At 70.3% G+C, this 22218-nt stretch carries 20 protein-coding genes and 1 tRNA gene; 4 read left to right on the top strand and 17 right to left on the bottom strand.

The window, feature by feature from the left end:
• Window positions 1-17: 17 nt before the first annotated feature.
• On the bottom strand, window positions 18-2696 hold the full coding sequence (gene polA / locus ACIBZJ_RS25380; RefSeq protein ID WP_395933641.1) for a DNA polymerase I: 2679 nt from the start codon (window positions 2694-2696) through the stop codon (window positions 18-20).
• Between the two features lie 61 nt (window positions 2697-2757).
• Here polA and ACIBZJ_RS25385 point away from each other — a divergent pair, with 61 nt between their 5' ends.
• A complete protein-coding gene (locus ACIBZJ_RS25385; RefSeq protein WP_395934106.1) occupies window positions 2758-3138 on the top strand; it encodes a PaaI family thioesterase in 381 nt (126 codons plus the stop codon).
• A gap of 11 nt (window positions 3139-3149) precedes the next feature.
• On the opposite strand, the gene ACIBZJ_RS25390 is transcribed toward ACIBZJ_RS25385, so the two are convergent.
• The 11 genes from ACIBZJ_RS25390 to ACIBZJ_RS25440 all read right to left on the bottom strand — a co-directional run bounded on the left by ACIBZJ_RS25390 (window position 3150) and on the right by ACIBZJ_RS25440 (window position 14515).
• Window positions 3150-4544 (bottom strand): cytochrome P450, encoded by a 1395-nt coding sequence (locus ACIBZJ_RS25390; RefSeq protein WP_395933643.1) that lies wholly within the window; start codon window positions 4542-4544, stop codon window positions 3150-3152.
• Window positions 4545-4592: 48 nt separating this feature from the next.
• Window positions 4593-5363 (bottom strand): amino acid ABC transporter ATP-binding protein, encoded by a 771-nt coding sequence (locus tag ACIBZJ_RS25395; protein ID WP_395933645.1) that lies wholly within the window; start codon window positions 5361-5363, stop codon window positions 4593-4595.
• Window positions 5360-6370 carry an amino acid ABC transporter permease gene (locus ACIBZJ_RS25400; protein WP_395933647.1) on the bottom strand — a complete coding sequence of 337 codons (1011 nt, stop codon included), beginning with the start codon at window positions 6368-6370 and terminating at the stop codon, window positions 5360-5362. Before ACIBZJ_RS25400 ends, ACIBZJ_RS25395 begins: the two co-directional genes overlap by 4 nt.
• 2 nt (window positions 6371-6372) lie before the next feature.
• Complete coding sequence (locus ACIBZJ_RS25405; RefSeq protein WP_395933649.1) at window positions 6373-7254, bottom strand: ABC transporter substrate-binding protein; 882 nt, start codon at window positions 7252-7254, stop codon at window positions 6373-6375.
• A 189-nt stretch (window positions 7255-7443) separates the two neighbouring features.
• Complete coding sequence (locus ACIBZJ_RS25410) at window positions 7444-8157, bottom strand: ABC transporter ATP-binding protein (protein ID WP_395933651.1); 714 nt, start codon at window positions 8155-8157, stop codon at window positions 7444-7446.
• Window positions 8147-8986 (bottom strand): ABC transporter ATP-binding protein, encoded by an 840-nt coding sequence (locus tag ACIBZJ_RS25415; protein WP_395933653.1) that lies wholly within the window; start codon window positions 8984-8986, stop codon window positions 8147-8149. Before ACIBZJ_RS25415 ends, ACIBZJ_RS25410 begins: the two co-directional genes overlap by 11 nt.
• Complete coding sequence (locus ACIBZJ_RS25420; RefSeq protein ID WP_395933655.1) at window positions 8979-10094, bottom strand: branched-chain amino acid ABC transporter permease; 1116 nt, start codon at window positions 10092-10094, stop codon at window positions 8979-8981. Before ACIBZJ_RS25420 ends, ACIBZJ_RS25415 begins: the two co-directional genes overlap by 8 nt.
• Entirely contained in the window at window positions 10091-11041 is a 951-nt protein-coding gene (locus tag ACIBZJ_RS25425) for a branched-chain amino acid ABC transporter permease (RefSeq protein WP_395933657.1), read from the bottom strand. The genes ACIBZJ_RS25420 and ACIBZJ_RS25425 overlap by 4 nt, the downstream gene beginning before the upstream one ends.
• A gap of 123 nt (window positions 11042-11164) precedes the next feature.
• Window positions 11165-12322, bottom strand: coding sequence for a branched-chain amino acid ABC transporter substrate-binding protein (locus ACIBZJ_RS25430; protein WP_395933659.1), 1158 nt, complete (start codon window positions 12320-12322; stop codon window positions 11165-11167).
• Between the two features lie 271 nt (window positions 12323-12593).
• On the bottom strand, window positions 12594-13841 hold the full coding sequence (locus tag ACIBZJ_RS25435) for a hypothetical protein (protein WP_395933661.1): 1248 nt from the start codon (window positions 13839-13841) through the stop codon (window positions 12594-12596).
• A 38-nt stretch (window positions 13842-13879) separates the two neighbouring features.
• A complete protein-coding gene (locus ACIBZJ_RS25440; RefSeq protein ID WP_395933663.1) occupies window positions 13880-14515 on the bottom strand; it encodes an ANTAR domain-containing response regulator in 636 nt (211 codons plus the stop codon).
• 180 nt (window positions 14516-14695) lie between these two features.
• On the opposite strand from ACIBZJ_RS25440, the gene ACIBZJ_RS25445 reads away from it, so the two are divergent.
• A tRNA-Leu gene (locus ACIBZJ_RS25445) sits at window positions 14696-14781 on the top strand.
• Between the two features lie 62 nt (window positions 14782-14843).
• Here ACIBZJ_RS25445 and pyk read toward each other — a convergent pair.
• Entirely contained in the window at window positions 14844-16259 is a 1416-nt protein-coding gene (gene pyk / locus ACIBZJ_RS25450; RefSeq protein WP_395933665.1) for a pyruvate kinase, read from the bottom strand.
• On the opposite strand from pyk, the gene ACIBZJ_RS25455 reads away from it, so the two are divergent.
• Entirely contained in the window at window positions 16146-16589 is a 444-nt protein-coding gene (locus tag ACIBZJ_RS25455) for a zinc ribbon domain-containing protein (RefSeq protein ID WP_395933667.1), read from the top strand. The two genes, pyk and ACIBZJ_RS25455, sit on opposite strands and share 114 nt — an antisense overlap.
• On the opposite strand, the gene ACIBZJ_RS25460 is transcribed toward ACIBZJ_RS25455, so the two are convergent.
• Together ACIBZJ_RS25460 and ACIBZJ_RS25465 are read right to left on the bottom strand one after the other, a co-directional pair.
• Entirely contained in the window at window positions 16586-18700 is a 2115-nt protein-coding gene (locus ACIBZJ_RS25460) for an ArnT family glycosyltransferase (protein WP_395933669.1), read from the bottom strand. The two genes, ACIBZJ_RS25455 and ACIBZJ_RS25460, sit on opposite strands and share 4 nt — an antisense overlap.
• A 280-nt stretch (window positions 18701-18980) precedes the next feature.
• Window positions 18981-19415 carry a PaaI family thioesterase gene (locus ACIBZJ_RS25465; RefSeq protein ID WP_395933671.1) on the bottom strand — a complete coding sequence of 145 codons (435 nt, stop codon included), beginning with the start codon at window positions 19413-19415 and terminating at the stop codon, window positions 18981-18983.
• 58 nt (window positions 19416-19473) lie between these two features.
• Here ACIBZJ_RS25465 and ACIBZJ_RS25470 point away from each other — a divergent pair, with 58 nt between their 5' ends.
• Window positions 19474-19923 carry a winged helix-turn-helix transcriptional regulator gene (locus ACIBZJ_RS25470; RefSeq protein ID WP_395933673.1) on the top strand — a complete coding sequence of 150 codons (450 nt, stop codon included), beginning with the start codon at window positions 19474-19476 and terminating at the stop codon, window positions 19921-19923.
• Here the strand turns inward: ACIBZJ_RS25470 and ACIBZJ_RS25475 are convergent.
• On the bottom strand, window positions 19909-21081 hold the full coding sequence (locus ACIBZJ_RS25475) for an acyltransferase (RefSeq protein WP_395933675.1): 1173 nt from the start codon (window positions 21079-21081) through the stop codon (window positions 19909-19911). The genes ACIBZJ_RS25470 and ACIBZJ_RS25475 overlap by 15 nt on opposite strands.
• Window positions 21078-22190 carry an alpha/beta hydrolase gene (locus ACIBZJ_RS25480; protein WP_395933678.1) on the bottom strand — a complete coding sequence of 371 codons (1113 nt, stop codon included), beginning with the start codon at window positions 22188-22190 and terminating at the stop codon, window positions 21078-21080. The genes ACIBZJ_RS25475 and ACIBZJ_RS25480 overlap by 4 nt, the downstream gene beginning before the upstream one ends.
• Window positions 22191-22218 lie beyond the last annotated feature (28 nt).

A 22218-nucleotide genomic window follows, 5' to 3' on the forward strand; every position in this document is an offset into this window, starting at 1 on the left:
GGCACCTCCGCGTTGGGTCAGTGGGCGGCGTCATCCCAGGTGCGGCCTACGCCGACGCTCACGTCCAGGGGTAGGTCCAGCGGATACGCCGCTCCCATCGCATCCCTCACCAGCGCCTCGAGCGCCTCCCGCTCACCTGCCGCGGTCTCGAAAACCAGTTCGTCGTGCACCTGCAGCAGCAGACGCGAGCGCAAACCCTCCTGGCGCAGACGCTGGTCGACGGCGAGCATCGCTACCTTGATGATGTCGGCCGCCGACCCCTGGATCGGGGCGTTGAGCGCCATCCGCTCGGCCATTTCGCGACGCTGCCGGTTGTCGCTCGTCAGGTCGGGCAGGTACCGGCGCCGGCCGAGGATCGTCTCGGTGTAGCCCTCGCCGCGCGCCCGCGCGACCACCTCGGCCAGGTAGTCGCGCACACCGCCGAACTGCTCGAAGTAGTCGGTCATCAGCGCCCGGGCCTCTTCGGTCGTGATGCCGAGTTGCTGCGAGAGCCCGTACGCCGAGAGGCCGTAGGCCAGGCCGTAGTTCATCGCCTTGATCTTGCTGCGCTGCTCGCCGTTGACCGATGCCGGCTCGACGCCGAACACGCTCGCCGCCGTCGCCGCGTGGAAGTCGTGCCCGGACGTGAACGCCTCGATCAGCGTCGGGTCGGCCGACAGGTGCGACATGATGCGCATCTCGATCTGGCTGTAGTCGGCCGTGAGCAGGGTCTCGTACCCCTCCCCCACGACGAACGCCTTGCGGATCGTCCGGCCCTCTTCGGTGCGCACCGGGATGTTCTGCAGGTTCGGGTCGGTGGACGAGAGCCGCCCGGTCGCCGCGATCGTCTGGTTGTACGTGGTGTGGATACGCCCGTCGTCGGCCACGGTCTTGAGCAGCCCGTCGACCGTGGTCTTCAGCTTCGCGACGTCCCGGTGACGCAGCAGGTGCTCCAGCAGCGGGTGCTCGGTCTGCGCGTAGAGCCACTGCAGCGAATCGGCGTCGGTGGTGTAGCCGGTCTTGATCCGCTTGGTCTTCGGGAGCTCGAGCTCGTCGAACAGGATGACCTGCAGCTGCTTCGGCGACCCGAGGTTGAACTCGCGCCCGACCACCCCGTACGCGGCCTGCGCGGCGGCCTTCACCTCGGCGGCGAAGTGCGACTCCAGATCGGCCAGGTGCGTGGTGTCGGCCGCGATACCGACCTTTTCCATCTCGGCCAGCACCGCCACCAGCGGCAGCTCGACGCCGGTGAGCAGCGCGGTGCCACCGCGCTGGTCGAGCTCGGCCACCAGCGCCTCGGCGAGTTCGCGCGTCGCCTGCGCCCGCTCCATCAGGTGCTTCTTCTCGGCGTCTTCGTCGAGGCCGTCGAGTGAGAGCTGACCGTCGCCGGGCCCTTCCGCGCGCAGTTCACGTCGGAGGTACCGGAGCGTCAGGTCGGCCAGGTCGTACGTGCGGTTGTCGGGCTTGACCAGGTACGCGATCAGCGCGGTGTCGGCGCTGACGCCCTCGATGCTCCAGCCGCGGGCGGTGAGCGCCAGCAGCGGGCCCTTCAGGTCGTGAACGACCTTCTGGCGACTCTCGTCGGCCAGCCAGGCCGCGACCGCCGTCTCGTCGGCCGCGGTGAGCTGAGTCGGGTCGAACCAGGCCCCGGCGCCGTCGGCACCGGCCACGCCGACCGCGGTGAGCTCACCGGTGCCGCGGCCCCAGGTGCCACCGAACGCCACCCCGGTCTGGACGCCGGCCGGGGCGTGCGCGGTGAGCCAGGGCGCCACCGTGTCGGGGCCGAGCAGCTCGCCGGCCACCTCGATCGTCGAATCGGCCTCGGGCTCGGCCGCCTCGAGCGTGGCGTAGAGCCGGTCACGCAACACGCGGAACTGCAGCGTGTCGAAGACCTGGTGGACCTTCTCGCGATCCCACGACTTGCGCTCGAGGTCGGCCAGCCCCAGCGGCAGCTCGAGATCACGGCGCAGCTCGTTGATCTGGAAGTTGCGCAGCACGTCGGCGAGATGGGTGCGCAGATTCTCTCCGGCCATGCCCTTGACCTCGTCGACGTGCTCGACCAGGCCCTCGAGAGAGCCGTACTGGGTGAGCCACTTCGCCGCGGTCTTCGGCCCGACCTTCGGGACGCCGGGCAGGTTGTCGCTCGACTCGCCGACCAGCGCGGCCAGGTGCCGGTAGAGCGACGGCGGCACGCCGTACCGGGCGACGACCTCGTCGGGATCGATCCGCGCCAGGTCGGAGACGCCCTTGCGCGGGTAGAGCACGGTCGTGTGCTCGTTGACGAGCTGGAACGCGTCTCGGTCACCGCTGCAGATCAGGACGTCGGCCCCGGCGGCGTTGGCCTGGGTCGCCAGCGTCGCCAGGATGTCGTCGGCCTCGTAGTTCTCGACGCTCAGGAACGGGACGTTCAGCGCGTCGAGGATCTCTTGGACCAGGCTGACCTGGCCCTTGAAGTCGGACGGCGTCTCTGAGCGCCCGGCCTTGTACTCCGCGTAGGCCTCGGTGCGAAACGACGTGCGCGACACGTCGAACGCGACGGCGAGGTGCGTCGGCTGCTCGTCGCGCAACACGTTGATCAGCATCGACGTGAAGCCGTACACCGCGTTCGTCGGCTGGCCGGTGGTCGTGGAGAAATTCTCCACCGGCAGCGCGAAGAACGCGCGGTAGGCCAGCGAATGGCCATCGAGCAGAAGCAGTCGGGAGGCGGTCTGGCTCACACCCCGAGCCTAGTCACGACCACCGACATTTCCTGCACCTAGTCTGATCGGCATGCTGACCATGGATGATCTCGGCCCGTTCGCGAAGTTCCTCGGGCTCGAACTCGAGACCGTGACGGCCGACGAGGTCTCCGCCGGCTGGACCGTGCGGGCCGATCTGCTCCAGCCTTACGGCATCCTGCACGGCGGCGTCCACTGCGCGGTCGTCGAGAGCCTGGCCAGCACCGGGGCCGCAGTGTGGATCGGCGAGACGGGCAAGGTCGTCGGCGCGTCCAACACCACCGACTTCTACCGCCCGACGAACGACGGGGCCAAGCTCATGAGCAAGGCCACCCCCGTGCACCGCGGCCGCACGCAGCAGGTCTGGGTCGTCGAGACCCGCGACGAACAGGAGCGGCTCGTCGCCCGCGGCCAGGTACGCCTGCAGAACCTGGCCCTGTGACCGGCCCGGTCCTATCCGACCGATCGCCACGTCCCCGGCAAGCCGTTCGCCGGCCGTAACGTAATCGCCGCGTGCAACGCCATCCGGTGTCCCTGGTCGGCGGCGAACTCCCAGCGACGGGCCAGCACCGCCAGCGCGAGCGCCGCCTCCGTCCACGCGAACGACTCGCCGATGCAGATCCGGGTCCCGGCTCCGAACGGGTACCAGGCCCCGCGCGGCACGCCCGGGTTCTCCTCGCTGAACCGCCCGTCGGCGTCGAGCCAGCGCGACGGAACGAACGAGTCCGGTGACGGCCAGAACCGGGGGTCGCGATGCAGCACGAACTGTGACGCCAGCACCGTGGCACCGGCCGGGACGACCCACTCCCCCAGCGCGAGCGGCTCGGTGGCCTCCCGCTCCAGGATCCACGCCGGCGGAAACAGCCGTAACGTCTCGGCCACGACCGCGTACACCCGGTGCAGGTCCGGCAGGTCGGCGTAGCCGGGCGCGCGATCACCGAGCACATCGGACAACGACGACCGCAGCGCCGCCGCTTCCGACGGATGCCGCGAGAGCAGCCAGAACGCCCAGGTCAGCGCCAGCGCGGTCGTCTCGTGGCCGGCGAGCATCAGGTTCATCGTCTCGTCGTGCAGGGCCGCCTCGTCCAGCGAAGCGCCCTCGTCACGGGCCTGGCGCATGGCCGCGACCACGCTCTCGGCGCCGGCCGGCGACCCCAGCACGTCCCGGACCACCGCGTGCAGGTTGTCGGCCGCGGCCCAGAACCGGCGTGGCCCCGCCAGCGGCAACCGCAGGTACGACGAACCACCGGGCACCATCATCGCTTCCCAGCCGCGCAGCGCCAGCGTCAGCTCCTTGCCGACGTGCGCGAACCGGGCGTCCAGATCGCTGCCCAGCACCGTGCGGCCGATGATGTCGAGCGTCACCCGGGACAGCTCGCGGGAGAGATCGATCCGCTCACCGTCCCGCCAGCGCGCGGACGCGGCTTGCAGAGCGTCCACCATCGTGGAGGAGTAACCGGCCATCCTGGAGTGCGCGAACGCGGGGTTCACCAGCCGGCGGCGGGGCAGGTGCAGACGGCGGCGCGCGGTCAGCAGACCCTCGCCGAGCACGATGCTCGCGGTCCGCAGCGCCTCGCCCTTGTCGACCCTCTTCCCGTCGGCGACCAGTACCTGGCGCACCAGCGACGGGTCGGAGACCAGGTAGAGCCGCCGTCCGAGGAGCCCGAGGTAGGCGACGCCCGGCCACCGCCGGGCGGTCGCCCGCATGATCCACGGCAGGTGCTCCCGCCGGAAGGCGGTCATCCGGTCGAACGAGAAACCCGGCCCCGGCGGCAGAGCCAGACCGTTCCGCGTCCTGGTGCGGCGCCGTTCGCGCTGCGCGATCAAAGGCCCGATCTGGACGCCCATGAGCCCTGACGTTACCACCAGGCAATGGCGACGTCAGGGCTCAGCGGCTCACAACACCTTGGAAAGGAACGATTTCGTGCGCTCGTGCTGGGGGTTCGTGATCACCTCACGGGGCGGGCCGGCCTCGACCACGACCCCGCCGTCCATGAACACGAGGCTGTCTCCCACCTCACGGGCGAACCCGATCTCATGGGTGACGACCACCATCGTCATGCCGTCGACGGCCAGGCCACGCATGACGTCGAGCACCTCGCCGACCAGTTCGGGGTCGAGCGCCGAGGTCGGCTCGTCGAACAGCATCAGCTTCGGACGCATCGCCAGCGCCCGGGCGATCGCGACCCGCTGCTGCTGCCCGCCGGAGAGCTGCGACGGGTAGTTGTCGACCTTGGCGCCGAGCCCGACCCGGTCGAGCAGCGTCACCGCCCGCTCCCGCGCTTCGGACTTCTTCTCCCGCTTGACCTGCACCGGCGCCTCGATGACGTTGTCGAGAACGGTCTTGTGCGGGAACAGGTTGAAGCGCTGGAACACCATCCCGATGTCACGTCGCTGCTCGGCGATGTGCTTCTCGGTCATCTCGTGCAGCTTGCCGTTGCGCTCGCGGTACCCGACGAGCTCGCCGTCCACCCAGAGCTTGCCGCCGTTGATCTTCTCCAGGTGGTTGATGCACCGGAGGAACGTCGACTTGCCGGAACCGGACGGGCCGAGGATGCACATCACCTCGCCGGGGTCGACCTTCAGGTCGATCCCCTTGAGCACCTCGAGGTGCCCGAACGACTTGTGGACGTTCTCCGCCAGCACCATCGGCCGGACCTCGGTCATGCCGCACCCCCCTTGCCGTGGCTCGCGTTGAGGCCCAGCAGCCGCATCCGCGTGCGGGTCTGGGTGCCGAATCCGCGGCCGAAGTACCGCTCGAGGAAGTACTGCGCGACCATCAGGACGCTGGAGAGCGCGAGGTACCAGAGGCACGCCGCGACCAGCATCGGGAACACCTGGAACGTGCGGCTGCCAACGGCCGCGAGCTGGAAGAACAGCTCGTTGGTGACCGGGACCGCGACCAGCAGCGAGGTGTCCTTCAGCATCGCGGTCGTCTCGTTGCCGGTCGGCGGGACGACCACCCGCATGGCCTGCGGCAGGATGATCCGCCGCATGGTGACCGTGCGGGACATGCCGAGCGCCTGCGCGGCCTCGCCCTGGCCCGGGTCGACCGACTGGATACCGGCCCGGACGATCTCGGCCATGTACGCGCCCTCGGAGAGCGCCAGCCCGATCAGACCCGCGGTGAAGCCGGTCAGGAACGTGTTGGCGTCCAGCCCGAAGATCCGGGCACTGAAATCGACGCCGAGCAGCTCACCGATCTGGTGGTCGAACGGCAGCCCGAACTCGAACCGGGCGTACAGGATGCCGAGGTTGCCGAACAGCACCAGCAGCACGTACCGCGGCACCGCGCGGAAGAACCAGATGTACACCCAGGCCGCGGCCGAGAGCACCGGGTTCGGCGAGAGCCGCAGCACGGCCGCGACGACGCCGAGGAGGACACCGGCGATCATCGCCAGCACCGTCATCACCAGCGTGGTCCGGACGCCCTCGATGATCGGGCTCCGGAACATGTGGTTGAGCATGAACGACCACTGGAACGCCGGGTTCGTCACGAGCATGTGAGCGAACATGGCGACCAATACGACGACAACCGCCACCGCGACCCAACGGCCGGGGTGACGGACCGGCACGGCCTGGATCGGCTCCGGACGAACCCGCTCGGCGGGCGCCGTGTTGGCGCCCGCCGAGGTGGTGTCGTCCGCCGGGGAATCGTCCTCCGGATCGGCCATGATCAGGGGTTGACGGCCGGGTCGGTGATCGCGCCGGCTTCGACGCCCCACTTCTCCAGGATCGTCTTGTAGGTGCCGTCCGCGATCAACGCCTTCACGGCGTCCGCGATGGCCTGGCCGAACTCGGTCTGGCCCTTCTTGATGACGATGCCGTACGGCGCCGACTCGTAGATGTCACCGAGCAGCTCGAGCTGACCGTTGGCCTGCTTGACCGCGTACGCGGTCACCGGCGAGTCGGCGAGCATCGCCGCGTCCTTGCCGGAGACGACCGCCGCGGTGGCCTGGTCCTGACCCGCGTACTGGTCGATCGTGATCGCCGGCTTGCCGGCGTCGGTGCACTTCTTCGATCGGTCCTTCAGGTCGGGGTCGGCCTGGACCGTGTTCTTCTGGACCGCGATCTTCTTGCCGCAGGCGTTCTCGATGTCGATCGTGCTCGGGTTGCCCTTCTTGGTGGCCCACTGGGTGCCGGCCGAGAAGTAGCTGATCATGTCGACGCTCTGCTTGCGCTCGGCGTTGATCGTGAACGAGGAGACGCCGACCTCGTACTTGCCCGACCCGATGCCCGGGATGATCGTCCCGAAGTCCGCGGTCTGGAACTCGGCCTTGAGGCCGAGCTTCTGCGCGACCGCGGTGAACAGGTCGATGTCGAAGCCCTGGGCGGTCTTGCCGTCCGCGGCCAGGAACTCGCTCGGCGCGTACGTGGTGTCGGTGCCGACCAGGATCTTGCCGTCCGACTTGATCGCGTCGGGCACCTTCGAGGCCAGGTCCGTATCCGCCGAGGCGGTCGGCGCCGGCGACGACGAGGACGAGCTGTCGCTGGGGTCGTCGCCGCAACCGGCCAGCCCGGCCGCGACAGCGGCGAGCACGGCAACGGTGGCGAACATTCGACGGCCTCGGCCGACGGGGAGCGAGCGCATTGGAGTTACCTCCCGGATAACTGCCGCCGGTCGAGGGGATCCGGCGGAACCGCCACCGGCCGTTGCCACGACCGTTGGTACTGCCACCAGCTGCGGAACCGGTGTTCGGAACATAACCCGCGGGCCGGCGACGGCATCGAGCCGACCCGCGGGGTACTACGCCACGCCGAGGTACGCCGCCTTCACGGCGGGGTCGCCGAGCAGCTCCCGTCCAGGGCCTTCCTTGACGACCGCGCCGGTCTCGAGGATGTAGGCCCGGTCGGCGATCGAGAGCGCCTGCTGGGCGTTCTGTTCGACGACCAGGACCGTCGTGCCCTGGCTGTTGATCTCACGAATGATCGAGAAGATCTGCTGGATCAGCTTGGGCGCGAGGCCCATCGACGGCTCGTCGAGCAGGAGCACCCGCGGGTGCGCCATCAGGGCCCGGCCGATCGTGAGCATCTGCTGCTCACCACCGGACATCGTGCCGGCGATCTGCGTCCGGCGCTCGGCCAGCCGCGGGAACAGCTCCAGCACCCGGGTGAGGTCGGCCTGACGTTCGGTGCCCTTCTTGGACCGCGTGTACGCGCCCATGGACAGGTTCTCCATGACCGTCATGCCGGGGAAGATCCCACGCCCCTCCGGGGCCTGCGAGATGCCCTTCACGACGCGACGGTCGGCCCGCAGCGTGGTGATGTCCTCGCCGTCGAACCGGATCCGGCCCCGGACCGCGGGCAGCAGACCGGAGATCGCCTTCATCGTCGTGGTCTTGCCGGCCCCGTTGGCGCCGATCAGACACACGATCTCACCCGCCTCGACCGACAGCGAGATGCCGTGCAGCGCCTGGATCCGGCCGTACTCGACGACCAGGTCCTCGATCTCAAGCAACATCCGTCGGCTCCTCGTCCTCGTCCGACGTGCCGAGGTAGGCGGCGATGACGTCCGGATTGTCGCGGATCTCCGCGGGCAGCCCGTCAGCGATCTTCTTGCCGAACTCCAGCACCACGATCCGGTCGGTCACACCCATGACCAGGCGCATGTCGTGCTCGATGAGCAGCACGGTGTAGCCCCGGTCGCGGATCGTCCGGATCAGATCCATCAGGTTGGCCTTCTCGGCCGGGTTGAAGCCCGCGGCGGGCTCGTCCAGGCAGAGCAGCTTCGGCTCGGTCGCCAGCGCGCGGGCGATCTCCAACCGGCGCTGGTAGCCGTACGGCAGGTTGCGGGCCGTGTCGTTCATCCGGTCGGCGATACCGACCAGTTCGAGGAGCTCGCGGGCGAGTTCCTTCGCCGCCTTCTCCTCGTTGTAGTGCCGAGGCGAGACCCGGAAGAGCGCACCGGGGACGCTGGTCTTGTGCCGGGCGTCGGCACCGACCTGGACGTTCTCCAGCGCCGTCATCTCGGGGAACAGCCGGATGTTCTGGAACGTCCGGGCGATCCCGAGCCGGGTGATCTCGTTGCGCTTCACCTTCGACAGCGTCTTGCCGTCGAACCGGACCTGCCCCGACGTCGGCTGGTACACGCCGGTCATCACGTTGAAGCAGGTCGTCTTCCCGGCGCCGTTCGGGCCGATCAGACCGAGGATCTCGCCCTCGTTGAGGGTGAAGCTGACGTGGTTGAGCGCGGTGACACCACCGAACTTCAGCACGACGTCGTCGACCTCGAGCAACGCCCGGGGCGTGGAGGCTCCCGGCGGGGCTGCCTCGGTAGTGGCCTCACTCAACGGGAGTCGCCTCCTTCTTGCGGTCGATGAACTCCGCCGCGCGCCGCCGGCTCGGGATCAGGCCCTGCGGCCGGAAGATCATCACCAGGATCAGCACCAGCCCGAAGAACATGTACCGGTACTCGAACGCGTCGGTGCCCGCGATCTTGATACCCCGGAAGCGCTCCGGCAGATAGGCGATCAGAGCGCCGCCCAGGATGACGCCGGGCAGGTTTCCGGCGCCGCCCATGACGACTCCGGCCAGCACCAGGATCGAGAACTGCAGCTGGAACGTGCTCGAGTTGATGAAGCCCTGCTCTCCCACGAACAAGGCGCCGGAGAGACCACCGATCGAGGCACCGATCGCGAACGCCCACAGCTTGAACTTGAACGTCGGGACGCCCATCGCCTCGGCGGCGTCCTCGTCCTCGCGGATCGCCACCCACGCGCGGCCGACCCGGCTGCGCTCGAGGTTCCGGACGCCGATCAGGATCACGACGATGACCGCGAGCGCCAGCCAGTAGTACGGCCGGGCGTCGGTCACGCCGAAGAGCGGCATGCCGTCGCCCTTCGTCCCCGGCGGTGGCGGGATGCTGGAGATACCGCGGTCGCCCTTGAGGAACGAGGAGCTGTCCGCCGCGATCCGGATGATCTCGGCGAAGCCGAGCGTCACGATCGCCAGGTAGTCACCGCGCAGCCGCAGGGTCGGCCAGCCGAGGATGAGGCCGGAGAGCGCGGCGAGCGCGATCGCGACCGGCACCGCGGCCAGGTAGGCCCACTTCAGGTCGAGGTCGCTGTCGGGCGACGTCAGGACCGCGACCGTGTAGGCGCCGACGGCGAAGAAGCCGACGTACCCGAGGTCGAGCAGACCGGCCAGGCCGACGACGACGTTGAGGCCGATCGCCAGCAGGACGTAGTACGAGACCGTGAAGAGCGTGGTCGCCCAGTCGGTCTCCTGCGTCACGAAGAAGTCGATGCCCGGGAACGTCAGGTTCGGCAGCGCGACGAAGAAGATCAGCACCAGGGCCATGACGCCCCACTTGGCCGGCCGGGGCAGGCCCGCCCAGGTCCGGCGCCAGCGGTTGGTGAACGCGGCCCAGTTGTCGCGAAGTGTGTCCAGTGCGCTCATGCCCTCGCCTTCCCCAGGGACTCGCCCAGAAGGCCGGTCGGTCGGAAAAGGAGAATGATGATGAGCGCGACGAACGCGACGACGTTGATCCACTGGGTGCCGAACAGTGCCGAACCCCAGTTCTCGATGACGCCGAGCAGGAACCCGCCGAGCAGCGCGCCGCGCAGGTTGCCGATGCCACCGAGGACGGCGGCCGCGAACGCCTTGATGCCGAGCATGAAGCCGGCGTCGTAGCGGGTGTTACCGATCTTCAGCACGTACATGACCGCGGCGACACCGGCCATCAGACCGCCGATGACGAAGATCAGCCCGATCACGCGGTCCTTGTTGACGCCCATCAGCGCCGCGGTGTCGGGGTCCTGCGCCACCGCGCGGACGCCCAGGCCCAGCCGCGAGCGGTTGATGAACAGATCCAGCGCGACCATCATGACCAGCGCGAGCAGCACGATCCCGATCTGCAGGTTCGTGACGTTTGCGTCGAACAGATGGAACTGCACCTTCTGGTGGATCAGCGAGGGCGTGCCTTTGGGATTGCGATTCGTCCACACGCCCACTGCCTCGGAGATCGCCGTCGAGGCGCCGATCGCCGTGATGAGGAACGCCAGCGGGGGCGCGTTCCGGCGCCGGAGCGGCCGGTACGCCAGTCGCTCGACCGCGACCGCGGTGGCCGCGGACGCGAGCGCGGCGGCCAGGAGGGCGATCAGCAGCAGGCCGATCACCGCGACGAAGCCCGGGATGGCCGAGTTCGTGTCCTTGCCGAACGCGTTCCAGGTGAGGATCGCGGCGAACGTGCCGACCATGAAAACCTCGGAGTGCGCGAAGTTGATCAGCCGCAACACACCGTAAACAAGCGTATATCCGAGGGCGAACAGGGCATAAATCGCGCCCTGAGCAAGCCCGGTAATGGAGAGGTCCCAGAAGTTCGATACAAGCTCGTGGACGTCCAACGTTGCTCCGGTCGATGAAGAGTAAAGGCGGGTGTGGCCGGAAGAGCCTTCCGGCCACACCCGCTGACGCGTCGGTGTTTCACGTCAGTCGCCGACGCGGACGATCTCGCTGTCAGCGACTCGTCAGGACTTCGGAGCCTCCTGGTCCGGCACGACCTTGCCGGCCGTGACCTTGAACGCCCAGACGATCACCAGGCTGGGGTCGAGCTCGCCCTTGTCGGTGAACTTGTAGGTGTTCGCGATGCCGGTGTAGTTCAGGCCGTTCACGTACTTCTGCATCTTGGCGGTGTTGGTGTTCCCCGCCTCGATGCCCTTCAGGTACATGTTGCCGATGTCGTAGGCGACGTCGCTGTAGGTACCGGGGTCCACGTTGAACGCGGCCTTGTAGTTCTTGACGAAGTCACCCTTGGCCTCCGACGCCGGGGCGCACGGGCAGGTCAGGATCGTGCCCTCGGCAGCGGCGTTGCCCGCGGTCTTGATGTAGCCGGGGTCGTTGACGCCGTCACCGGCGACCAGCGTGGCGGTGACGCCCGCGGCGGTGAGCTGCTTACGCAGCAGGCCGGCGTTCTGGTAGTAGCCGCCGTAGAAGACGACGGTCGAACCGCTCGACTTGATCTTGGTGACCGTGGCCGAGAAGTCGGTCTGCTTGCCGTCCGCGCCGACCTTGTCGGTGCCGACGACCGCGCTGCCGACGATCTTCTTGACCTCGTCGGCCAGACCGGCGCCGTACGCCGACTGGTCGTCGACGACGAAGACCTTCTGGGCCTTCAGGACCGTCTTGATGTAGTTGCCGGCGGCCGGGCCCTGCGACTCGTCGTTACCGACGGCGCGGTGGAAGACCTTCCAGCCCTTGGTCGAGAGGCTCGGACGGGTCGCCGACGGCGTGATCGTCGGGATGCCGGCCGACTCGAAGATCGGGTCGGCAGCCTCGGACTCACCGGAGAAGCCCGGGCCGACGACGCCGACGATCTTGGCGTCCTTGACGAGCTGACGGGCCAGACCGGGGGCCTTGGCCGGGTCACCCTCGGAGTCGAACTCCTGGTAGGTGACCTTGCAGTCCGAGTTCTTCGCGTTGTACTCGTCGACCGCGAGCTTCGCGCCGTTCCGCTCGTTGATACCGAGGTTGGCGGCACTGCCGGTCAGGGCGCCGAAGAACGCAATTTTCAGGTCGCAAGCCTTGCCACCGGAGCTCGAGTCACTGTCACTCGAGCTACATCCGGCTGCGGCAAGCGCGACGGCGGCACCGATGGCCGCGATCCGCGCGATGTGCCGGTAGCGCACAGAGAACCTCCACTGAACGTGTGGGCGCGGCGCGTCCCGGCCAGCGCGGCCGAGGTCACATCCGTCCCCCTGTTATCGGGTGGACTATAGGAGCGGTGAGTTTCGGGAACCAGCCTTGGCGGTCGTCGTAACAGGGTCGTGACCCCACGACAGCCTCTGGGCGCTCGGATCTGTCCGTTCGGAGGATGTGGACCGTGGTCCGCGGCGTGGATTGCGCGGTCCGACCGTTACCCCATCGTGGCCGGACGGCACCCCGCTGACCTGCACTTCGTCACGCGGGGAGCGAGATGCCCCACAGTTGCGCAACGTCCCCATTCCCTAACGTCAGCAACACTGCGTCACCACGAAGAGTGACGGAATATCGCGCCTCGCCGGAATCCGTCGCCGGGCCCGGCAGCGGCGTTTCGCGCCAGGTGCGGCCCGTGTCGCGCGAGGTCCACAACCGGAGCCGGTGGCCGTCGCCGGCCGCCAGCGCGACGTCGGAGCCGTCGGCCGAGAGGCTCCGGACCCGGGGCAGCACCGCGCTGCTGCCCGGGTAGCTCGCGACGGTGGCCGGCCCGGTCCAGTGGCCCGAGGCCGTCCGGCGCCAGAGCACGAAGTGGTCACCCTCGGTGCCGGCGGCGAGGATCTCGGAGCCGGCCGCGGCCACCCGGTCGATGCCCGCGTCGGTGCCGGTGCCGGTGCTCGGGAGGGGTTCGCGGCGCCAGCCGCCGGGGGTGGAGGCCCAGGCGAGTGGGCGGCGGGCCCCGGCGTCGGCGCCGGTGAGGATCGAGGTGGCCCCGCCGATGAGCCAGCCGCCGCCGAGCGCGGCGGCGTCGGCCGCCGCGGTCTGTTCGCCCGGCGCGCTGACCAGCGCGCCGGGAACGCTGGCCGGCTCGAACTCTCCCGCCGGGGCGGCGCCGGGGTCCGCGCTCGAGGCCGCGCTGGGGGCGGTGCCCGGGACCGCGCTCGGGGCGGTGCCCGGGGCCGCGCGCCAGGCGGCGGCGCCGCCTCGGGTGTCGAGGACTCGGCCGCCGACCACGAGCCAGCCGGCCGGGCCACCGGCCACCCGGTCGACGGAGAGGGCGTCCGGGCCGCCGAAGAGTTCGAACGGGGCCGGGAGCTCCCGCAGCACGCCCCCGGACAGCCGCCAGGCCGCCGTCCGCGGATTGCCGTGGACGCCACCGACCCCGGCGCCGAGCGCGGCGAGGTCCGGCCCCACGCACGCGGCCGCGTAGAGCCGGCTCACCCGCCCGTACACCGACCGCGGCCCCACCGGCAGTGGCACGAACCGCCGCCCGTCGGTGCTCACCCACGCGGCCGGGCCGCGGGTGGCGTCCGGACCGGTGGAGTGACCGGCCGCGCCGGTCGACCCGACCGCGAACCAGTGCCCGGCACACGAGACCAGATCACTGACCTCCGCGGGCCCGATGCCCGGCGCGGGCAGCGCGACCGCGCGCCAGTCCGGCGGCAGCGACGCCACCGGACGCGGAGCCGGACCGGTGCAGGCCGCACCCACGACCAGAACGGCCGCAGCCACGATGGCTGCGGCCGGTCGGCGCCCGGGCACGCTGCGGGCTAGCTGCCGGCGCGCTGCGTCTGGGTTTCGACGATCGTCTCGGCGACGAGCTTCATCGTGGTCCGGCGATCCATCGCGGTCCGCTGGATCCACCGGAACGCCTCCGGCTCGCTCATGCCCTGCTCCTGCAGCAGGCCCTTGGCCCGCTCGATGACCTTGCGAGTGGTCAGCCGCTCGGTGAGGTCGGTGACCTCCTTCTCGAGCGCGGTGATCTCGGCGAACCGCGACACCGCCATCTCGATCGTCGGCAGCAGGTCTTTCTTCTGGAACGGCTTCACCAGGTACGCCATGGCGCCCGCGCTGCGCGCACGCTCGACCAGGTCTCGCTGGCTGAACGCGGTGAGGATGACCACCGGGGCGATGCGGTCACCGGCGATGCGCTCGGCGGCCGCGAGACCGTCGAGAACCGGCATCTTGACGTCCAGGATGACCAGGTCGGGATGGAGCTCTTCGGCGAGCTCGATGGCCTTCTGACCGTCGCCGGCCTCGCCGACGACCTCGTAGCCCTCCTCGACCAGCATCTCTTTCAGGTCGAGGCGGATCAGTGCCTCGTCCTCGGCGATGAGGACGCGTCGCGTCACGGCGGCGGCTTCGCTAGCGGCCGGGGCCGGGGTGGACGCCGGAGACTCAGCCATGGGGCCTCCTCTGGATCGATGTGGAGCCGGGTACCTGCTGCCGAGCAGCGTACCGGGCTAAGCTGTCAACGTTTCCGCGCGCGGCTCGATCCGCCGGCTGCGGGTGCCTCGGCGTGCGCTGCTCCACAGCGAGATTCGCTTGCGGAGGACACTCGTACGGTGATATTTCCGTTGCGGTAGGCCGGGATGGAGGAATGGCAGACTCGGACGCCTCAAAAGCGTCTGCCCGAAAGGGCGTGCGGGTTCGAATCCCGCTCCCGGCACCACCGACAAGGGCCTGGCCACCCGGCCAGGCCCTTGTTTCGTCCGGAGCGCAGCGCAACCGGCCTCAGCGCAGCGAGCCGATCCGGTGCACCCGGACCGTGTTCGTGGCGCCGGCCTCGTTCGGCGGGGTGCCCGCGACGATGACCACGCTGTCGCCGTGGTTCGCCCAGTGCGCTTCCTGCAGCAGCGAGTCGACCTGCGCGACCATGTCGTCGGTGTGCTCCACCGACGGTGAGAGAAACGTCTCGACGCCCCACGACAGCGCGAGCTGGTTCCGCACGCTCTCGATCGGCGTGAACGCGAGCAGCGGCAGCCCGGTGTGCAGGCGGGCCACCCGGCGGACGGTGTCACCGGTGAGCGTGAACGCCACCAGCGCCTTGGCCTCGATCACCTCGCCGATCTGGCGGGCGGCCGCGGCGATGGCGCCACCCTGCGTCTTCGGTGCGTGCTGCAGCGGCGGCACCGGGATCCGCGATTCTTCGGCGGTCTCGACGATCTTGGCCATCGTGCGGACGGTGAGGACCGGGTAGCGGCCGACGCTCGTCTCGGCCGACAGCATCACCGCGTCGGCGCCGTCGAGCACCGCGTTGGCGACGTCGGAAGTCTCGGCACGGGTCGGGCGGGAGTTCTCGATCATCGAGTCGAGCATCTGGGTCGCGACGATGACCGGCTTGGCGTTCTCGCGGGCCATCTGGATCGCCCGCTTCTGCACCAGCGGCACCTGCTCGAGCGGGAGCTCGACGCCGAGGTCGCCCCGGGCGACCATCAGCGCGTCGAACGCCAGCACGATCTGCTCGAGGTACTCGACCGCCTCGGGCTTCTCGATCTTGGCGATCACCGGGACCCGGCGGCCCTCCTCGTCCATGATCGCGTGGACGAGCTTGATGTCGTCGGGCGAGCGGACGAACGAGAGCGCGATCATGTCGACGCCGAGCCGCAGCGCGAACCGCAGGTCTTCGGCGTCCTTCTCGGAGAGCGCCGGCACGCTGATCTTCACGTTGGGCAGCGAGAGGCCCTTGTTGTTGCTGATCGGCCCGCCCTCGAGCACGAGGCAGCGGATGTCGTTGCCCTCGACACCGGTGACCTCGAGCGCCAGCTTGCCGTCGTCGATGAGCAGCCGGTCGCCGATCGCCACCTCGGCGGCCAGCTTCTTGTACGTGGTGGAGACCCGGTCGTGGTCACCCTCGATGTCGTCGGTGGTGATCGAGACGACCTCGCCGGTCTTCCACTCGGTGGGACCGTCGGCGAACTTGCCGAGGCGGATCTTGGGGCCCTGGAGGTCGGCCAGCACGCCGACCGCTATTCCGGTGGCTTCCGCCGCTTCCCGGACCCGCTTGTACACGCCTTCGTGGTCGGCGTGGGCACCATGGCTGAAGTTCAGCCGGGCGACGTTCATACCGGCGTCGACCAGCGCGCGGAGGCGCTCCGCCGACGCTGTCGCCGGTCCGATGGTGCAGACAATCTTGGCTCGACGCGTCATGAGGCCAACTTAGACCCCGTAGTGAACCGATTCACATCCCTCCCATGGACGAAAGGTGGCAGTTCAAGTGCTATAGCGTCACGCCACCGTGTAGGGGGCCGCGGATACCCTGTGGAGGTGGCCGCGTATGAGTACCGATGCCGGGCGTGCGAGACCGTTTTCGAGGTCCGCCGCTCGATGCACGACAGCGCTCCGTCGAGCGTCGCTTGCCCGTCCGGGCACGCCGAGACCACGCGGGTGTTCTCCGCGGTGTCGGTGACCGGTGGTTCTCTCGCCCCCGCGGCACCCGCCGGGGGTGGCGGGTGCTGCGGGGGCGGATGCTGCGGCTAGGCCTTCGGTTTCGTGAGGTCGTAGACGGTCTCGGTGCCGACGGTGGTGGCGGTGTAGTGCTGCTCGACCCAGGTGCTGATCTCGCTGCCGGTGCCCCGGGCATCCCGGCCGCCGAGGTTCCCGGGACCGCCGGAGCCGCTGGGGCTGCTGGCTCCGGTGGGGCTGCTGGCTCCGCCGGGGCTGGCGCCGCCGGGGCTGCTGGCTCCGCCGGGGCCGCCGTCCCTGCCTCCGCCGGCGACGAAGTAGTGGATCTTGCCCTCGGCGACCCACCGTTCGAACGTGGCGAGCGTCGGGGCGGGGTCGCTTCCGCTGAAGCCGCCGATCGGGATGACGGCCCGGTCGCTCTCCAGCTGCAGGATCGAGGCGCTCTGGGAGCCGATCGCGGCCGCGGCCCACTTGGTGGTCGTTTTCTTCAGTAGCGCGACGAGTTCGGCGCTGGCGCGACCGCCCCTGGACATGAACGTCCCGCCGCCGGTCCGGGCCCCGCCGGGCTCCTGGCTCTGGCTGCCGCCGGGCAGCTGGTTCTGGCTGCCGCCGGGCAGCTGGTTCTGGCTGCCGCCGGGCAGCTGGCCGCCGTTTCCGAACCGGTTGTTGCCGTTCCCGCCACCGGGGAAGGTACCTCCGCCGGGGAAGGCACCCCCGCCGGGGAACTCGCCGCCGTTCCGGCCGAGGAAGCCCCCTCCGGGGCCGCCGAAACCGCCGGTTCCGGCCGGGCCCGCGGTCGGCGTCGAACCGGTGTGCGGAGTGCCCGACGTCTGGACCGCGTACGCCGCCGGCCCGGCCAGCACCGCCACCGCACCGACCGCCACGCCGACGACCGCCACCCGCCGTGCGACCCGCGCACCGGCCAGCACCACCAGGACGCCGAGCACCCCGGCCACCGCGACCACCCAGCGCAGCCACGGGTTCCAGTCGGACGCCCGGCCGAGCAGGTCCCAGGCCGTGATCGCGGTGATGCCCACCAGCGCCGCCAGCCCGACCCGCGCCGCCACCGACTCCCGCGACAGCCAGAGTTCCCGGCCGCCGACGGCGAGCAGCGCGGCCACCCCGGGGGCCAGCGCGACGTTGTAGTACGAGTGGAAGATCCCCTCCATGTAGCTGAAGACCCCGGCCGTCACGAGCGTCCAGCCGCCCCAGAGGATCAGCGCGGCCCGGGTCCGGTCGGTTCGTGGTGCCCGGCGGGTGAGCCACAACCCCGCCACCAGCGCGATCACCGCGGCCGGCAGGAACCAGGCGATCTGCGTCCCCATCTGCTCGTTGAACAGACGGTCGAGGCCGGTCCCGCCGCCGAACCCACCGCCGCCCATCCCGCGGCCACCACCTGGGCCGCTGCCACCGGACACGACCCGGTCCAGGCCGTTGTAGCCGAACGCCAGCCCGAGCTCGGTGTTGTCTCCGGAGCCGCCGATGTACGGACGACTGCCGGCCGGCCAGAGCATCGTCGCGACGATGAACCACCCGGCGCCCACGACCAGCCCGAGGCCGGCGAGGAGGAGTTGCCGGACCCGGCGCCAGAGCCCGGTCGGCGCGCACACCAGGTACACCAGCGCGAGCGCCGGGAGCACCAGGAACGACTGGAGGGTCTTGGTCAGGAACGCGAACCCCAGCGCGACCCCGGCGAGCGCCAGCCAGGCCGTGCCCGCCCGCCGTGCCGCGGCGTCCACCGCACGGACGACGCAGTACGCCGCCGCGATCTCCAGCAGCACCAGCAGAGCGTCCGGATTGTTGAACCGGAACATGAGGACGGCGACCGGTGTGACCGCCAGGAGCGCGGCCGCGGCGAGCCCGGCCGCCGGGCCGGACCACCGGCGGACGGCGGCGTACAACAGCCAGACCGACGCGACGCCCATGAGCGCCTGGGGGGCCAGCATGCTCCAGCTGTTGAACCCGAAGATCCGGCCGGACAGCGCCATCACCCAGAGCGCCGCGGGCGGCTTGTCGACCGTGACGACGTTGCCCCAGTCGGACGAGCCGAAGAACAGCGCCTCCCAGCTCTTCGTGCCGGCCTGAACAGCGGCGGCGTAGAAGTCGTTGCCCCAGCCCGAGGCGCCGAGGTCCCAGAGGTACAGGATCGCGGAGGCGGCCAGGATCACCAGCAGGACCGGGCGCACCCACGCGGGGTCATCCGGGCGGCCACGGAAAACACGGAAGACACGGCGCCCTCCGGGCGGCGGCTCCGCAGGTGCGAGCACCTCGGCGTCGGTAGGGGTAGGGCACGGCGCGGTCACTCGGTCAGCCTCCGCGTGGGGGTCGCAGTCTCCAGCACGGAGCCGACGATCTCCCGCGAAGCTTGCGGAACGCTGAGACGCGATGAGGAACTACCTGTGAAGCGCCGCAGGCGCCGCACGGACCTGGAGCCCGCTCAGGGCGTCGTTCTGAGCGGGCCGCCCACTAGCGGAAGACCATGCACGTGGTGGTTCCGTGGGCGAGCAGGCGGCCGGCACTGTCGGTGACCTTGCCTTCCGCGGTGGCGACGCGCTTGCCGAGGTGGATCACCGAGCCGACGCAGCTGATCGTCCCCGCATCGAGAGAAATCGCGCGGACGTAATTCACCTTGAGCTCGAGCGTGGTGTAGCTGACGCCGGCCGGCAGTGCGGTGTGCACCGCGCACCCCATCGCGGAGTCGAGAATCGTCGCGTGGATGCCGCCGTGCACGGTGCCGAGCGGGTTCGAGAACTCCGGCTTCGCGTCGAGCGTGAACACGACCCGGCCCTCTTCGGCCTCGGTGATGTCCATCCCGAGCAGCTGGGCGATACCCGGCGGCGGCGCGTTGCCGTCGCGGATCGCGCGGATGAGCTCGAGCCCAGTCAGCTCAGTCGTGGTCACGGCAGCTCCTGTTCGTAAGTTCTAATTCAGAACGTAGCAGCTCAGGTAGGATCGCGACATGCGATGGTCGGAGATCGGCGGCGAGCGGTGCTCGGTCGCACGCACGCTGTCGGTGATCGGCGAGCGCTGGACGATGCTCGTGCTGCGCGAGGCGTTCATGGGCGTCCGGCGGTTCGAAGAGATCCAGCACCGCACCGGGGCGGCCCGGCCGGTGCTCTCCGATCGGCTGCGTCAGCTCACCGAGGCGGGCATCCTGCGGCGGGTGCGGTACGCCGAGAAGCCCGACCGGTACGAGTACCGGCTCACCCGTAAGGGCGTGGACCTGTACCCGGTGATCGTGTCGCTGATGAGCTGGGGCGATCAGCACATGGACGACGGCAACGGCGCGCCCGTGCGCCTCACCCACCGCGACTGCGAGGGCGAGCTCTCCCCCACCCTGTCCTGCGGCACCTGCGGCCGGCCGGTCACCGCCCACGACGTCCGCGCGACCACGTCAGAGCACCGCTAGCGCGTACGCGCCGAACCCCAGTGCGGCCAGGGCCGCGACCGGCGCCAGGCGCTTCAGCGTTCCGGTCCAGGGCGCCTCGAAGCGACGGGCCGCCCACACCAACCCGGCCAGCACCCCTACGTGCACCGGCAGCCAGGCCAGTCGCCAGCCGGCCCAGGCCAGACCGTCCGGCGGCTGGTGCAGGCCCTGCAAGTCGAGCGGCAGCGTCACCGATGTCAGGAGCACCAGCGCGACCTGGTGCCAGCAGAACACGGTCATCGCGACCAGGTTCAGCATCGCCACCGCCGCCCACCGCCGCGGTCGGCGCAACCACGCCCCGAGCCGGTCGCGGGCCAGCACCGCCAGCCCGCACTGCGCCATCGCCAGGGCCACGACCAGCAACGACGGCGGATGCGAGTTCACCCGCCCGGCCCCGGGCACCCCGACCACGCTGGCCGGATACCCGAACCGCCAGACCAGCGCCACCAGCAGGACCGCCCCCAGGCCGACGAGCCCGAGCGCGAACCGCCGCGACAGCGCTCCCCGCGCCCACGCCACCCCGAGCACGTACGCGAACGCCCACCCCGGCAGCACGTTGACCAGCCCGATCCACCCCGGCGCGAACCCGCCGTACCGCAGCACGTCGACCACCGCCACGACCAGCACCAGCGGTACCACCGCCCACGCGCCCCAGCGCCGCACCATCCCGGCCGCCACCGGCGTCAGCGCGGTGACCACGCCGTACACCCCGATGAACCAGAGCGGTTGAATCACCAGCGCGGTCGTCGTCCGCAGGGTGCCGGACGGAACGCCGAGAACGGCGAGGGCCGGGAACGAGAGCGCCAGCAGGGCGGTCACCCCGACCACCGGCCGGACCAGCCGCACCAGCCGCCGCCGGATCCACGGCCGGTACTCCCGGTGTTCCCGCGAGCGCGCGGCCGAGTAGCCGCCCACCAGGAAGAACAACGCGAGCAACTGCAGCGCCCAGCTGAGCGGCGCGAAGTCGGGCAGCCCGGTCAGCGGACTCTTCACCCGCAGCGCACCCGCCGCGTCCGGAACCAGCGCCATCACCAGGAAGTGCCCCACCACCACGCCGGCCACGGCCAGTGCGCGCAGCCCGTCGAGCGCGCGGTCCCGGCCCACCGGGGTGGCCGCCTCGATCTTCGTCGCGAAGCTCATCGCAGCGTCACCTCGGCGTCCCGGCCCACGACGATCCGGGTGATGTTCTCCAGCGACTCCGACCCGGCCTGGAGGTACTGGTCGTGACCGGTGATCGTGCCGGTCCGGAACACGTGGGCGCCGAACGCCGGGTTGACCGGCGACGTTCCGTGGCCCAGCCCGAAGATCCGCACCGGCGGCGTGATCTGGATCGGGTCGTCGGCCGTCCGCGCCGCCCACACCCGGGCGTCGGTGTGCAGGCCGGCGACCGAGTTCGCGTCCAGGCCCGGCGACCCGATCGCCACGATCTCGTCGACCGGTGAGCCCGCCGCCGCGCGGCCGCAGACGACCGACCCGTAGCTGTGGCAGATCAGCGTCGTGTGGGCGGCCGGCAGGCTCTGCAGGAACCGCCGTAACGCCGGCGCACCGGCGATCGCCCGGGCCGACCCGACCGCGGCCATGTCGATCCGCTCCGGAGCGTCGTAGCCGAGCCATACGACGACCGCGGTGTCGGGCCCGGCCGACCGCTGCAGCTCGACCGCGTTGGCCAGCGGCGAGAGCCGCCTGCCGTGCGGCCAGCGCAGGATGTCCGGCCCCCGCCATTTGCTCCCCGGCACCAGCACCGCGATGTGCTTGGCCCGGTCGAGGTCGCCGAGGACCTGCACCACGCGACCGTCCCCGCGTGGGTCGTACGCCAGCGTCCGCCCCGGCCGGACGTCCGTTGTCCGGTCCTTCCGGACGTTGGATGCTGACGCCACCGTGAGCGTGTTCTCCACCGCCCGGGGTGCCGTCCCGGCGAGCACGCTCTCGTTCGCCTGGTAACGCATCGTGATCGGGACGCCGTCGAGGTTGCCGATCGTCGCCGGTGCCAGCCGGACCAGCTCGCCGCGTTGACGCGGGGTCAGCCGGTGGACGAAAGCTGCCACGGCGGCCGGCGACGCGGACGCCGGGTCGGGCACGTCCGCACGGTCGAGGTTCGGGGCGATCGCGGCAACGACGCTGGTCCATGCTTCGGCACCCAGCGGCTGCTGCGGACGGGAGGAAGAGTTGCCGGTCGCCCACCAGCCGGTCACCGCGAGCGAACCGACCAGGACGAGTCCACTGAGGAGGAGAACGATGGTGGCCTTCATGCCTAAGAAGCTAGGAATTCCGGCTACC

This window comes from Cryptosporangium sp. NPDC051539 (assembly GCF_044454545.1).
Classification (GTDB): domain Bacteria; phylum Actinomycetota; class Actinomycetes; order Mycobacteriales; family Cryptosporangiaceae; genus Cryptosporangium.